Annotated in this window: 10 protein-coding genes; 6 read left to right on the forward strand and 4 right to left on the reverse strand. The window is 70.9% G+C overall.

The window, feature by feature from the left end; all coding sequences use genetic code 11:
- Nucleotides 1–66 precede the first annotated feature (66 nt).
- Nucleotides 67–966, forward strand: a complete 900-nt coding sequence (locus CES90_RS28100; RefSeq protein ID WP_189786613.1) for a MerR family transcriptional regulator — start codon at nucleotides 67–69, stop codon at nucleotides 964–966.
- Nucleotides 967–1,225: 259 nt separating this feature from the next.
- On the forward strand, nucleotides 1,226–2,890 hold the full coding sequence (locus CES90_RS28105; RefSeq protein WP_189786650.1) for a hypothetical protein: 1,665 nt from the start codon (nucleotides 1,226–1,228) through the stop codon (nucleotides 2,888–2,890).
- Nucleotides 2,891–2,956: 66 nt separating this feature from the next.
- Here CES90_RS28105 and CES90_RS28110 read toward each other — a convergent pair whose 3' ends face one another.
- A complete protein-coding gene (locus tag CES90_RS28110) occupies nucleotides 2,957–6,088 on the reverse strand; it encodes a D-alanyl-D-alanine carboxypeptidase (RefSeq protein ID WP_189786612.1) in 3,132 nt (1,043 codons plus the stop codon).
- 262 nt (nucleotides 6,089–6,350) lie between these two features.
- Between CES90_RS28110 and CES90_RS28115 the strand changes: the two genes are divergently transcribed.
- From CES90_RS28115 to CES90_RS28125, 3 genes are all read left to right on the forward strand, one after another.
- Nucleotides 6,351–7,109 (forward strand): GOLPH3/VPS74 family protein, encoded by a 759-nt coding sequence (locus CES90_RS28115; protein ID WP_189786611.1) that lies wholly within the window; start codon nucleotides 6,351–6,353, stop codon nucleotides 7,107–7,109.
- Between the two features lie 465 nt (nucleotides 7,110–7,574).
- Nucleotides 7,575–8,432 (forward strand): helix-turn-helix domain-containing protein, encoded by an 858-nt coding sequence (locus CES90_RS28120; RefSeq protein ID WP_208921459.1) that lies wholly within the window; start codon nucleotides 7,575–7,577, stop codon nucleotides 8,430–8,432.
- 229 nt (nucleotides 8,433–8,661) lie between these two features.
- Entirely contained in the window at nucleotides 8,662–8,871 is a 210-nt protein-coding gene (locus CES90_RS28125) for a DUF397 domain-containing protein (RefSeq protein WP_189786649.1), read from the forward strand.
- A 140-nt stretch (nucleotides 8,872–9,011) separates the two neighbouring features.
- On the opposite strand, the gene CES90_RS28130 is transcribed toward CES90_RS28125, so the two are convergent.
- A complete protein-coding gene (locus tag CES90_RS28130; RefSeq protein WP_189786610.1) occupies nucleotides 9,012–9,875 on the reverse strand; it encodes a hypothetical protein in 864 nt (287 codons plus the stop codon).
- Between the two features lie 90 nt (nucleotides 9,876–9,965).
- Between CES90_RS28130 and CES90_RS28135 the strand changes: the two genes are divergently transcribed.
- On the forward strand, nucleotides 9,966–10,754 hold the full coding sequence (locus CES90_RS28135; RefSeq protein ID WP_189786647.1) for an SDR family oxidoreductase: 789 nt from the start codon (nucleotides 9,966–9,968) through the stop codon (nucleotides 10,752–10,754).
- 36 nt (nucleotides 10,755–10,790) lie between these two features.
- Here the strand turns inward: CES90_RS28135 and CES90_RS28140 are convergent, their stop codons facing one another.
- Both CES90_RS28140 and CES90_RS28145 read right to left on the reverse strand, forming a co-directional pair.
- A complete protein-coding gene (locus CES90_RS28140; protein ID WP_229914247.1) occupies nucleotides 10,791–12,398 on the reverse strand; it encodes a vWA domain-containing protein in 1,608 nt (535 codons plus the stop codon).
- A gap of 200 nt (nucleotides 12,399–12,598) precedes the next feature.
- Nucleotides 12,599–13,789 carry an AAA family ATPase gene (locus CES90_RS28145; protein ID WP_189786609.1) on the reverse strand — a complete coding sequence of 397 codons (1,191 nt, stop codon included), beginning with the start codon at nucleotides 13,787–13,789 and terminating at the stop codon, nucleotides 12,599–12,601.
- Between the last annotated feature and the right edge of the window lies 1 nt (nucleotide 13,790).

A 13,790-nucleotide genomic window follows, 5' to 3' on the forward strand; every position in this document is an offset into this window, starting at 1 on the left:
AGCCGCCCGTTGACCTTGCCCCAGGGGCAAGGAACACCGTCTTCCCCGCCGGGCGGAGGGCGCCCGGTGACGGAGGATGACCCAGTGGAGACGGACGGCCTGCTCACCATCGGTGCCTTCGCCGCCCGCGCGCGGCTGTCGGCGAAGGCACTGCGGCTGTACGACCGGATGGGGCTGTTGCCGCCGGCGTACGTCGACGAGGTGAACGGCTACCGGTACTACCGCGCCGATCAGGTCGAACGTGCCCGCCTCGTGGCTCTGCTGCGCCAGCTCGACATGCCTCTCGCGCGGATCGCCGAGATCGTGGACGTCGTCGAGCTGGACGGCGAGCGGGCCGCCGAGCGGCTCGCCGCGTACTGGGCCGAGGCCGAGGAACGGTTCGCGTCCCAGCGGACCCTCGCCGCCTACCTCCGTGGACGACTCTCCGGAAGGGAGCCCGGGATGGGCGGCATGGATGGTACGTACGGAACTTTCGTGGTGGAAACGGTTGATACGGCACCGCAGGTGGTGCTGACCCAGTCGCGGCACACGATGGTCGACGAGTTGCCCGCGTGGATCGGGGCGTCGCTCGGGCGGCTGGAGGAGGGCGCGAAGGCCTGCGGCGGGATCACCGGGGCGCCGTTCGTGGTGTACCACTCCGAGGTGTCGATGGAGAGCGACGGCCCGGCCGAGTCATGTGTGCCGGTGGCCGACCTGGACGCCGCCAAGGTGTGGGCGGCCGAGCAGGGGCCTGCCTGGAACACGAAGGTGCGCGTGGAGCCCGCGGGACGGCTCGCGTACACCCGGATCACCAAGGCCCAGGTCGCGTATCCGCAGATCGGTGCGGCCTTCGAGGCGGTCGAGCGGTGGATCGCCGAGCGAGGCCTGAGGATCACCGGCCCCTGCCGCGAGATCTACTTCACCGACTGGGACACGGCCGGCCCCGAGGACCCGGTGTGCGACGTGGCGTTCCCGGTCGCATCCTGACCTTGGCTGCGCGGTCACGGCCGTAGGGCTTTCCCTACGGCCGTAACCGATCGCACACATCCTGTCGGCCAACTGTCAGCGGGTGATTAGCGTCTACCTCAACAAAAGACCAACTCCAGGCAGGACCAGCGCCCGCCCGCACGAGCCGAAACGGAACGGAAGAGCCGCAGTGGCCTTTGCCGAGCTGACCCCGCAACGCCCCGTCTCGCGCGCGGACAAGCCGTCCCCGACGCGTGAGCCGTGGCGGGAGCGCCACCGAGTGCCCCTCACGGCCGCCTTGTGCGCCCTTCCGCTGTACGTCGTGTGGTGGGCGGTCTTCGCGACCGGCGGCGGCGATCTGGCGGCCCAGGTGGCGTGGGCGGAGTTCGCGAAGACGTACCCGGACTCCGCGGTCAACCTGTTCTGGTACGGCGGACTCCACGCGGCGAACTACAGCGTGCTCTCGCCGTATCTGATGGCGGCGCTCGGCGTCGTCCCCGTCACGCTCCTGTCGGGACTCTCGGCCTCCTGGCTCGCCGGCGAGGCCGTCACCCGAACAGGCGTACGCAGACCGGTGTGGATCGCGCTGGCGGTGACGTTCTCGCTGTGGTGCCAGGTGGTGTCGGGGCGCTCCACGTTCATGCTGGGCACGGCCTTCGCGATGGGGGCGCTGCTGGCGGTGGTGAGCGGGCGCACCGGGCGGCAGCTCACCGTGGCGGCGGTGTGCGCGACGCTGTCCACGATGGGGAGCCCCGTCTCCGGGCTCTTCCTCCTCGTGGTCGGCGCCGCGTATCTGCTGTGCCGTGAGTGGGGCCGGGCGGCGGCGCTGTTGGTGCCGCCGGTGACCGTCGTCGCCGTCACCACGCTGCTGTTCCCCTTCGAGGGCGAGCAGCCCATGGCGTTCAACCGGATATGGCCGCCGGTCGTGATCTGCGCGGTGGTGGTGCTGGTCGCGCCGAGCGCCTGGCGGGTGCTCCGCCTCGGCGCCGCGGTCTACGCGCTCGGCGTGGTGCTGTGTTACCTGATCCCGACCCCGATCGGCACGAACGTCGAGCGGCTCCTGGAACTGGCGGGACCGGCGGCCGCGCTGGCCATCGCCCTGTATCGGTGTGAGGGGCGCGAGGCGGACTCCCGGCTCCCCCTGTCCTGGTTCACTCCCGGGCGGCGGCAGGTGGCCGGCGCGGTGGCCCTGGTGCTCTCCCTGACCTGGCTGACCAGCAAGACGACGGCCGACATCGTCACCAACACCAAGGTCCCCGAATGGGCCGTGAAGACCGACGGTGTGGTGAAGGAGCTCCAGCGGCTGGGCGCCTGGAAGACCCGCGTCGAGGTGGTACCGGCCCGCGACCACCGCGAGGCCGCCATCCTCGCCCCGTACATCAACATGGCGCGCGGCTGGAACCGCCAGGCCGACGTCGAACGCGGCCGCCTCTTCTACGAGGGCCACGGCGGCACCGAGGTACCCGAGGGCGCCTTCACCCCGACCGCGTACAAGGCCTGGCTCTCCCAGTGGGCGGTCGGTTTCGTCGTCCTCGTCAACGGCGAACCGGACGGTCCCGCCAAGCTCGAACACGCCCTGGTGACCAGCGAACCGGAGTATCTGGAGCGCGTCTGGGAGGACGCCAACTGGAAGATCTACCGGGTGAAGAACGCGACCCCGCTGGTCGACGCGCCCGCCTCCGTCGTCTCCGCCGACGGCGCCAACCTCGTCGTCCACATGCCGAGGCCCGGTGAGGTCATCGTCCGCGTCGCCTACTCCCCCTGGCTCTGGGCCGACAACGGCTGCCTCACCGCCGACCGCGAGTCGGACGGGGAGCTGACGGAGTTCACCCGTCTCACGGTCCACGAGGCGGGGGACGTACGGATCAGTTCGCAGTACGGGGGGCCGTCGCGGAGTACGGCGTTGGAGTGCGAGAAGGAAGAGGAAGAGGAAGAGGAGCCGTAGGGGGAAAGAAGGGGTGGGGCGGGGTTCCGGAAGAACCCCGCCCCACCCCTTTCTCGGATTCCCGGCTCAGCTCACCCGCGTGAGTTTCGCTCCGAAGCCCGGTTCGGTGAGGTCGCTCTGGAGCGCTACGGGGACCTCGACGCCGTCGCCCGTACCGTCGCCGATGATCAGGGAGCCGACCTCGGTGCCGGCCTTGGCCTCGTGCGGGATCGTGGTACCCGCGTTCAGCTCCAGCTTGACCGTTTTGCCGGCCCAGCCGACCGCCGAGACGTCCTTGGTGGCCACGACCGGGGTACGGCCGCCGAGTTGGTCGTCGACGTAGCCGACGACGTCGCCCTTCTTCAGGATCGTGTCCGAGGTCAGCGCGTCCTGGGCGGCGAGCAGGGCCGTCTTGCTGGCCGCGTTGGCGGTGTCGATGATGGAGGGACCCTTGTGCTGGCCCAGGACGGCTCCGACGAGGGTGACGGTCTCGCCGCCGACCTCCTTGGTGGCTGCGAAGAGCAGGTTGCCGCCGGCCTTGGTGGTGGAGCCGGTCTTGATGCCGATGGCGCCGTCGAAGGGGACGAGCGTGTTCCAGTTGCGGTGCTTCTGGCCGGACGGGTCGATCCACTCGGGCAGCTTGGTGATCTCCACCAGCGCGGGGATCTTCACCAGCTCGTTGCCCAGCTTCACCTGGTCCGCGGCGGTGGAGACGGTGGTCTCCTTCAGCCCGGAGGCGTCGGTGTACGTCGTGTTCGTCATCCCGAGCTCCTTGGCGGTGTCGTTCATCTTCTTGATGAACGCCGCCTCGGTGCCCGCGTCCCAACGCGCCAGCAGCCGCGCGATGTTGTTCGCCGACGGGACCATGATCGCCGACAGCGCCTGCCGCTCGGTGAGCTTGTCGCCTTCCTTGACGGTGGCGAGCGTGGACTCACCGTCCTTGTAGTAGCCGCCCTCCTTCTCGGCGAGGGCGTCGACGGTGAGGCTCGGCCCCTCCTCGCCCGACTTCAGCGGGTGGCCCTTGAGGATGACGTACGCCGTCATCGCCTTGGCGACGGACCCGATGGCGACGGGCTTCTGCTCGCCGAAGCTGTCCATCGTGCCGATGCCGTTGACGTCCATCCAGCCCTGGCCTTCCGCGGGCCACGGCAGGGAGACCTTGTCGCCCTTGAACGCGTACGACTCCTCGGCGGTCAGGGCGAGCGCCGAGGCCGGGAGCGGGCGGACGGACTGCACGATCGCGAACACGATCGCCAGCAGGATCACCAGCGGGGTCCAGATCTTGACCCGCCGGATGATCGTCCGTACCGGGGTCTGCGGGGGCGGCGGGGTGTTCGTCAGCTCCGCCAGCAGATCCAGCGGCGGCCGCGGCGGCAGCGGCTGCTGCGCCGTCAGCTCCGGGCCGACCTGGGGGATGGCCCGGGTGCGCTCGGCGGGGGTGGTGGCCGGGGAGTCGGAGCCGCCGGGCGCGGTGGGTTCGTCGAGGGGCTTCAGCGCGACGAATTTGCTGGTGCGTTCGGTTGAGGGCCGGGTGGTGTCCTTGTCGTCCCCGGTCGTGTCGGCGGACGGCTTGGTGGTGTCGCCGCCCAGCTTGAGCATGGTGGTGGGGTGGTCCACCTCGGGCAGGCGGGGAGTCCGGAAGATGGCGGTCGCCTGATCCACAGGCCGCCCCGCCTCGGCTCCGCCATCGCCCCCAGTGCGACTTCCGTCGCCATCTGTGGGTGACCCCTGCGGGGCGTCCCCACCGTCGACGGCCTCCGGTCCACGACCTGCCGGAGCGTCGGCCCCGGGGTCATCGCCTTCGGAAGCGCCGGCAGCCGACGCGGCGCCCGTCGAAGCGTCACCCTCGGGCTCGGCGACCTTCGCAACGGCACCGGCTTCGGCTGCGGACACGTCGGGTTCGGATCCGTCGGCTTCGGGCTCGGCGGCCTTCGGCGCGGCGCCTGCCGGAGCACCGGCTTGGGGTCCGTCGGCTTCGGGCTCGGCGGCCTTCGGCGCGGCGCCTGCCGGAGCACCGGCTTGGGGTCCGTCGGCTTCAGGCTCGGCGGCCTTCGGCGCGGCGCCTGCCGGAGCACCGGCTTGGGGTCCGTCGGCTTCAGGCTCGGCGGCCTTCGACGCGTCACCCGCTGAAGCGTCTGCTCCGGATCCGCCGGCTTCCGGTCCGTCGACCTCGGGCTCGGCGGCCTTCGGCGCGGCGCCTGCCGGAGCACCGGCTTGGGGTCCGTCGGCTTCAGGCTCGGCGGCCTTCGATGAGGCGCCCGCCGGACCACCGGCTTCGCGCTCGTCGGCTGCCGACGCGGCGCCTGCCGGAGCATCGGCTGCCGACGTGCCGGCTTCGGGTCCGTCGATCTCGGGCTCGGCGACTGTCGACGCGTCGTCGGCCGGAGCGCCACCCGCCCGTTCGTCGTCCACCGGTGCGTCGGATTCGGGGTCGCCGACAGCCAACGCCTCGTCTGTCGGGGCGGCGGCTGACGGTGCGGCGGTCGCGGGCTTGGCGGCCTTCGACGCGTGACCCGCTGAAGCGTCTGCTTCGGATCCGCCGGCTTCCGGTGTGTCGGCCTCGCGCTCGTCGCCTACCGGTGCGTCGGCCTCGCGCTCATCGGCTGCCGAGGCGTCGTCCGCCCGAGCGAGGTCGGCAGCAAAGACGCCGGCCGGTCCGGACTCCGAGTCGGCCTTCGGGTCAGCGCCCGATGCGGGCTCCTCGGCAGCCTCGGCTTCGGAGCGCTCGGTGGCCTCACGGTCGCCCAACTCGGCCCCGGAACCCCCGGCAGCCTCACCGGCACCCGACTCGGCTCCGGGCTCGTCCTCGGCGCGTTCACCGGCGTCCGTCGCGCCCCCGTGCTCGTCCCCGTCCGCCTCCGCCGCAGCGGTCGTAGCGTCCTCGTCGCGGTCCTCAGCGCCCCCGGCACTGCCGTCCGCGCCCCGCTCGCCCTCGGCCCCGTCCTCGCCCTCGTCGGCGGCTGAGCCGCCACCCGAGCCGGCCGGCTTTGGCGTGGGCGCCTCGTCGTCCAGGTTCAGGCCCTCCGCTTCCGCCGCCTCCAGGAGGGCTCGGCGGGAGAAGACCGCGGTTGCCTGGTCGGGCTTGGGGGACGGGTCGCGGGTCAGCGCGACTCGGGGGTCGGGGACAGGGCCTGGCTTCGGAACCGCCGCCTCGTTCCCCGACGTCGACCCTGTCGACGACTCGTACCTCTTCGACCTGTCGGGGGACGTGCCCGCCACCGATGCCTCCTCCCGCGCGCCAACCCGCCCTCAGGATGCGCGCCCAACCGAACTGTGAAACCCGCCGCCCGACACTAGCCACCGCACGCACACCGCGCCGCGCCGCTGTCCGAACCATGTACCAGTGTCCTGTGTGCGGGCTTAACCCCTCCGGTAGACGAGAACGACATACCTACTGGTTCCACAACATTCCGGTCACGCACCCTCGACAGACCAATGTGAGAGGGGTCACCCTGTCATTCATCCACGCGGGGAGGCATGGATGGGCAGGAGCCGCAGAACACTTCCGGAGGAGCTTCTGCTGCTGGCGCTGGACCCGGCCACGGGTACCACCGCACAGCCGCAGTCGCTCGACCTTGGTCTGGCCGGAGCACAGCTAGTGGAGCTGGCGCTGGCCGGACGGATAGCCCCAGACGGGGATCGTATCGCCGTGGTGTCCCCACGGCCGACTGGAGATCCGACTTTGGACTGCGCGTTGGAGTTGCTGCGAAGGCGTGGCGCTCCCGTACGTGCCGTCCACTGGATAGGCGGGCCGCGTCTCGGGCTCCGCCAGACCTACCTCTCGCATCTGGAGCGGTGCGGCATGGTGCATGCCGTGGCGGGCCAGATGTGCGGAGTGCTGCCGACGACTCGCTACCAGGCGAGTCAGACCGAGATCAGCCGGGAGATCAGAGCCCGGCTGGATTCCGCGATCCGGACCGGCGTCCCGCCGGACCCACGGACCGCGGCGCTCGCCGCACTGGCCCACGCGGTCGGTCTCGGCAAGCACTTGTATCCCGGGAACGAGGGGCGGTCCTCCCGCTCCCGCCTCCGGGATCTGATCCGGCACGACCCCATGGGCGGCCTGGTGGCCCACGCCGTCATGGACGTGCAGAACGGCGTGGCCGCCCAGCCGCGCCGCGGCCCGGCACCGACCGGCCGTCAGGCCGCCCCCGGCACCAGGCCGTCCGCACCGGAACCCCCACGCGGCGTTCCGATGCAGCCACGCCGAGGCTCCATGGCCCGCGTCGTGGCGCACTGAGCACCGCGAGCACGGAACGAACAACGCGCAACGACACGGAGGTGTACAGTGCCGGGCCCGGAGCCGCGGCCCAACGACACCACACGCACTCCGCGTTCGACGTGTAGCACAGCACCGTCTGCACCGTCTGCACCGCCGGCACCGAGCCGCCAGCACGGGACCCAGGACCCGGTTCGGGAGCCGCCGGCTCGCGCGGGGCGCGTGCGGCCGTACGTACGACCGGTTCGACGGCGTACGACTCGGCCCACCGCCCCGCGCGGCCGCATGCCCGGCGCCAGGGCGCCACATCGGGCGGGAATCCGGCGGAAATCCGGCGGAGATCCCTCCACGGCGGAAAAACTACGGTGCAAACCACGCATGCGCAGCGCATATCCGCCGTTTTCCAGCGGTACTCGTCACCTTGGTGGCAATCTGCTCAACAGCAGATACACAAGGTAGAGGCCCGCAGCCGGAGGTGCACGTCCCGTGGCGTCCAATGTCAATCCCACTGTCAGGCGACGCCGACTGGGCATGGAGTTGCGCAGGCTCCGTGAACAGAAGGGAATGACCGCCGAGGAGGTCGCGGACCGGCTGCTGGTCTCCCAGTCGAAGATCAGCCGCTTGGAGAACGGCCGCCGCAGCATCAGCCAGCGCGACGTCCGTGACCTGTGCGGGGTCTACGAGGTCGATGACCAGCGGGTCGTCGAGTCGCTGATGCAAATGGCCAAGGACTCCCGCCAACAGGGCTGGTGGCACGCCTTCGGCGACGTCCCGTACAGCGTCTACATCGGCCTGGAGACGGACGCCGCCTCACTCAGGGCCTACGAGCCGCAGATCGTCCCCGGGCTGCTGCAGACCCGCCCGTACGCCGAGGCGCTCATCCAGGGCGCGCTGCCCGAGACGTCGACGGCCGATGTCGAGAAGCGCGTCCAGGTGCGGCTGCGCCGGCAGGAACGTGTCTCCGCCGAGGAGAACCCGCTGCGCCTGTGGACGGTACTGGACGAGGCCGCGCTGCGCCGGATCGTCGGCAGCCGTTCGGTGATGCGCGAGCAGTTGGAGCATCTCGCCGAGATGTCCCGGCTCCCCCACATCACCGTGCAGGTGCTGCCGTACGAGGTGGGGGCGCATCCGGGCCTCAACGGCCAGTACGCGATCCTGGAATTCCCCGACACCTCGGATTCGAGCGTCGTCTATATCGAGGGCGTCACCAGCGATCTCTATCTGGAGAAACCGCTCGACGTGCAGAAATACAGCGTGATGTACGAGCATCTCAGAGCCCAGGCCCTGAATGTCGATCAGTCGCGCCAGTTCATCGCGGACATCGCGAAGGAGTACGCGCGTTGAGCCTGTCGGGAGTGGAGGGGCGGATGGTACACCTTCACCACTTCCCAGTGGAAGACTCACCCGGTATATGCCACCCGGTCGAGTGAATGGTCGCACCGCGCGCCGATGTTGGCGAGTAGCGTCGATCACGCCAACACGCAACAACGTTGGCGCAAACCGAGCCGCCTGGTTGCTGGTTCCGGCCGGCGGCGCGGTGACAGCAACTCAACAACTGTGTACCGGAGCAGAAATGGCAATTCGTCAGGGCGCCCTGAATACGTGGAAAAAGTCTTCGTATTCGGCTGGAAACGGCGCGTGCATCGAGGTCAAGTCCCCCGTCCTGTCGGCACTCTCCGTTCGGGACTCCAAGACCCCCGACGGTCCCGTGCTGACCTTCCCCACGGACTCGTGGAACTCGTTCGTGGCAGGCGTGAACCGGGGAACGTTCGATCTCGGCTGAGACGTCGCCCGCACAACCGATCAACAACTCCATACGCAACACCGCCAGAGCCCTCTCGACCGGCCCGCCGTCCCTGCCGAGGGGGCTCCGCCCTTGCCCGTACGACTACGGGTTACCGACTACCGGCTACCGGCTACCGGCTACCGCAAGCGGTCCACGTACGTGTCCGTCCCCGGCACCGTCGGGATGAACGGCGCCAGCAACTCCAGCCTCCCCAGGCCCCCCGCGCCGGAGCCGCTCATGGATGCGGTGTCCACCGCCTCCGCCAGGCCCGTGAAGTGCTCCGCCCAGCAGTCCCGCGGGTCGGTCTCCAGGAACCACAGCAGGGTGAGGCGGGTGTCGACGCCCTCGACCAGCTTCACGTACGACATCCGGTCGAGGGGCAGCGGCGTGGGCCGGAAGACCGTGACCATGGCGACCGGCGACCCGGCGAGCCGCTTGGGCAGATGCCGGGCCCGCAGCCACTCCAGCAACTCGGCGCGCTCGTCCGGCCCTTCGGTGTCGATCACCTCCAGCACCAGGCCCGCGTAAGGGTGGTCGAGAGCGTGGAAGTCACGGGGTCCGGCGGCCCCGTCCCGGTACACCGTCGCCTCGTGGTCCTGGAACGCCGTAAAGACATGCGTACGGTCCTGGTAGACGCGTGCGTCGCGATTCAGCCGTTTGTTGATGGCGACCGTCCAGCGCATGTGGTCGTCGTAGCGGCCGTCGGTGATCCAGTACGTGGAGAGGTAGCAGCCGGCGGTGACCGGCTGAGCAATCGCCGACTTCTCCGGCGTACGCAGGAGTTGGAGATCCCTGGTCGCCACCCAACGGCGGCCGGCGTACATCCAGGGCATCGCCATCGCGCCCGCGTAGTAGTGGTCGTCCTCGTACCAGCGGTTGTACGCGTACTCGTGGCCCGGATGCGGCTCGACCATCGTGATCAGGGCGTGGCCCGGGTGGACGCCGTACGGGCCGACGGCGGCCAGTTCGGCGTACGTCTCGCTGTGGGTCTCCTCGCTCATGCGTCTTCCCCTTCCGTCCGCCTGCGGTCGCCCATACTCTGACGCTCCGTCAGATAATCCGCCAGAGCCGGGAGGCCACCGATGCCACCGATGTCACTGCTCGCGGGCAAGACCGTCGTCGTCTCGGGGGTCGGTGCCGGGCTCGGCGGACGGGTTGCCGCCGCCGTCGTACGGGACGGGGGCAACGCCGTGCTCGGGGCGCGTACGGAGGCGAACCTCGCCAAGGCCGCCGCGGATCTGGACCCGGACGGCACGCACACGGCGTACCGGGCGACCGACATCACCGACGAGGCGCAGTGCGAGGCGCTGGCGGCGCTGGCGGCGGAGCGGTTCGGGGGCGTCGACGCGGTGGTGCATGTGGCGGCCTGGGACAGCTATTTCGGGGGTCTGGAGGACGCCGACTTCACCACCTGGCAGGCGGTCCTCGATGTGAACCTGCTGGGCACGCTGCGGATGACGCGGGCCTGTCTGCCCGCCCTGAAGGCGGCGGGTGGCGGGTCCGTCGTCATCATCGGGACGCAGTCGGCGGTGGCCGCGCCCTCGCGGGTGCGGCAGGCGGCGTACGCGGCGTCGAAGGGCGCGCTGACGAGCGCGATGTACTCGCTGGCCCGGGAGCTCGGGCCGTACCGGATCCGGGTCAACACCGTGCTGCCTGGCTGGATGTGGGGGCCGCCGGTGGAGGCGTACGTCCGTTTCACGGCGCACGGCGAGGGTGTGTCCGAGGCGGAGGTGCTGGCGCGGCTCACCGAACGCGTGGCGCTGCCCGAACTGGCCACGGACGGCGATGTCGCGGACGCGGCGGTCTTCCTGGCGTCGGACCGGGCGCGGGCCATCACCGGCCAGTCGCTGCTGGTGAATGCCGGGGAGCTGATGCGCTGACCGCTGACCTGGGTGCGGGGGGTGCTGGGTGCGGGGTCAGATCACGCGGAAGAGGTCGGCGGCGGCGTGGACGTCGGTGAGGTCCTCGATGGAGCGGAGGTTGTCGCACAGGGCGTCCAGGACCGAGTCGGACTCGGCGACGCGCGGTGCGCCGACGGCCACGCCGAAGACCCGGAACCCCAATCGGTGCTTGGCCTGGTTCCAGCCGCGCATCCATTCCTCGGTGACTCCGCAGTCGTCGTCGGTGAGCATCACGATGTCGCCGCGTCTGCGGGCGGCGTCATCGAACTCCTCCGCCAGCAGTTCGCCGGCCGCCGACAACGGCCGCTGGTAGCTGGTGCCGCCGCCGAGGAAGGTCTCCGCGAAGTCGAGGACCCGGTCGAGGTCGGCGGGCTCGTCGGCCGGGAAGCGGAAGACCTGGAGCTTGTCGGCGGCGGAGAACAGGATGCCGACGAAGTCCCGCCCCGCGTGGCGGGCCTGGTCCAGCAGCGCCAGGGCGCACGCCTTGGCCCACACCTCCCGGGTGACTCCGCCGGGCCCCGCCTCGTACATGGAGTGCGAAGTGTCCACGCACGCGATGACGGCGCCCTGGCCGGTGCTCTGCTCGCCCTGGCTGTCGTAGAGCATCAGCTCCCCGGCGGCGTAGCGCGCGGCGAACACCGCGCGCAGCTCGGGCAGGCCGAGGTGGGTCAGCTCGGACGGGATGACGCGGGAGAGGTCGTCGCCGAGCGTGACGCCGACCAGTTCCCCGGTGGCGTTCTCCACCTTGCGGGCGCGCTCACCGCCGGCCATCTGCCGGAAGCGGCCGATCAGTTCGGCCCACTGGGCAAGACGGCCGCCGCGCAGCCGCTCCGCGAGCCGGGCCCGCTCGGCGAACGGCATCCGCTCCAGCCGCCCGGAGCCCACACCCCAGGCCCGCATCAGCGCGGCCTCCTGCCGTACGGCCGCGGCGGCCCGCGCCGCCGCGCTCCGGGCAGCGGCACGGATACCGAGGGCCGCCGCCGTGAGGGCCTGCGCGGCGGCGTGGGCGGCCTGGCGTGCGGCGGCCTCGGCGGCCTCGGCGGCCTGGGCGGCTTCGTCGGCGGCTGGGGCCAGGACGGAGCCGTCCTGGCCGTCCCCAATCGCCTGTTGTGCGGCCTTGTCGGCGTCCTGCCGGGCCTTCTTCGCCTGCTCGGCCTGTTCTTGGGCATCCCTGGAGCGCTCGAGCAGCCCGCGCAGCGCGGCGGCCTGGGCGAGTACGGCCATGGCGGCGGCGTAGGGGTCGCCGGCCGTCTCCCGGTGCAGCTCGGCGAAGTCGGGTGACTCCATCAGCGAGGTGATGACCTGGTGGTGGACCAGCCGGGAGGGGTCCATCTCCACGCGCTCACGCACCCGCGGGCGGACCTTGTAGGCGGCCAGGAACAGGTCGGCCAGGAGGTCGGTGGGGTAGGTCGGACAAGTGGCGTAGCCGTAGCGCTCGTTCAACTCCTCGGCCAGATCACGCAGCCCGGCCGACTGCTCGTAGGTGTCGCGCCAGGTGATCCGATCGAACCGGTCCGCGACCACGGCCGCGGTGTGCCGCCCGAGAGCGGCTGCGGCCGGGCCCGGCCATGTGCCTGCCCGGCTCGCCGCCTCGTCGAGTCCGTCGCTCGGCGCCTCACACACAATCCCCTCCCCCCTGTTCAGAACTCGGCCCGCACCGCACTCAACGTCCACACCGAGAACCTCGCTGAGAAAACGGGCACGAACAGCCTTCCCCAGCCGCTCCCGAGCAGCTGCGGCCGGGCCCGGCCACATCCCGGCCCAGCTCTCCAACTCGTCCAGCCTGCCGCTCGGCGCCTCACACACAATCCCCTCCCCCCTGTTCAGAACTCGGCCCGCACCGTGCTCGCGTCCACGCCGAGCGCCTCGGTGAGGACGCGGGCGCGGACGGCGCGCTGGCGGCCGGTGACGCGGTCGATGGCGGCGGTGGAGCGGCCGGCGCCCGCCGCCTCCGCGCGCAGCTTCTCAAGGCGCTTCCCCGCCATGGCGAGCTGGTTGTGGGCCTTCTTGATGACCCACTCGCTCAGCGCCTCGCGGGACTGCCCGGTCATGGCGTCGAGCTGGGCCTCCAACTCGTCGATGGTGTCGGCCAGGTCGAGCGCCTCCTTGGCGTCGGGGTTGACCAGGTGCAGCACTTCACGCTCGACGGTCGGGCGCTGGGAGGGGGAGTCCCACAGCACGTGAGTCAGTACCGACAGGTCGGTCTCGGTGACCGCCGGGCGGCCGTCGAGGTACGCGGACGCCTGGAGCAGGCCCACCGCCTGTCGCCAGCGGCGGTCGGAGGCGATGAGTTCCTTGCGGCGCAGGGCGGCCCGCAGCGTGCACACCGCGTCCACGATCGCGTCGGGGACGTCCACGGCCGGGACGGCTTCGGTCACGGCGTGCCGCAACGCGGCCAGTTCGATGGTGGTCCGTGTCGGTGCCGCCGGGCGGCTGACAGCAGAGCGGACCAGGGCGGCGAAGTTCGAGGGGTCTTCGAGGTAGCCGACCTCGATCCGTACGAGCAGCCGGTCGTAGATCGCGGCCGAATCCTCCCCGCTGGGCAGTTCGTTGCTCGCCGTGATGGCCCCGATCAGGGGGCAGTGGATCGGCTCTCCGCCGTTCTCGGGGTGGTAGATCCGCTCGTTGAGGTAGCCCAGCGTCTCGTTCAGCGCGGCCGTGGAGCACTTGAAGATCTCGTCGATGAACGCGACATGCGCGGTCGTGGCGCGACCGTCGTAGACCTGGCGGTACTCGCCCCGGGCGAGCGCGGCGACGTCGATGGGGCCGAACATCCTCGTCGGCGCGGTGAACTTCGACAGGAGGATCTCCCAGTAGGCGGCCCCCTCGATCCGGCCCGTGAGCTCCCGGGCCAGCTCGGACTTCGCCGTTCCGGGCGGGCCGAGCACCAGCGAGTGCTGCCCGGCCAGCAGCGTCACCACCAGCGTCCGTACCACGTCGGCCCGTTCGTAGAAACGGTCCGACAGCTCGCCGCATATCGCACGCAGCCGCTCGGCCGTGTCCTGCGCGTCCACC

Source organism: Streptomyces capitiformicae, from assembly GCF_002214185.1.
In the GTDB taxonomy this organism is placed as follows: Bacteria; Actinomycetota; Actinomycetes; order Streptomycetales; family Streptomycetaceae; genus Streptomyces; species Streptomyces capitiformicae.

Bases quoted from the DNA above. Each gene is read 5' to 3' on its own strand.
- CES90_RS28135 (WP_189786647.1), top strand. From the start codon at position 9,966: ATGTCACTGCTCGCGGGCAAGACCGTCGTCGTCTCGGGGGTCGGTGCC.
- CES90_RS28130 (WP_189786610.1), bottom strand. From the start codon at position 9,875: ATGAGCGAGGAGACCCACAGCGAGACGTACGCCGAACTGGCCGCCGTC.
- CES90_RS28115 (WP_189786611.1), top strand. From the start codon at position 6,351: ATGGGCAGGAGCCGCAGAACACTTCCGGAGGAGCTTCTGCTGCTGGCG.
- CES90_RS28125 (WP_189786649.1), top strand. From the start codon at position 8,662: ATGGCAATTCGTCAGGGCGCCCTGAATACGTGGAAAAAGTCTTCGTAT.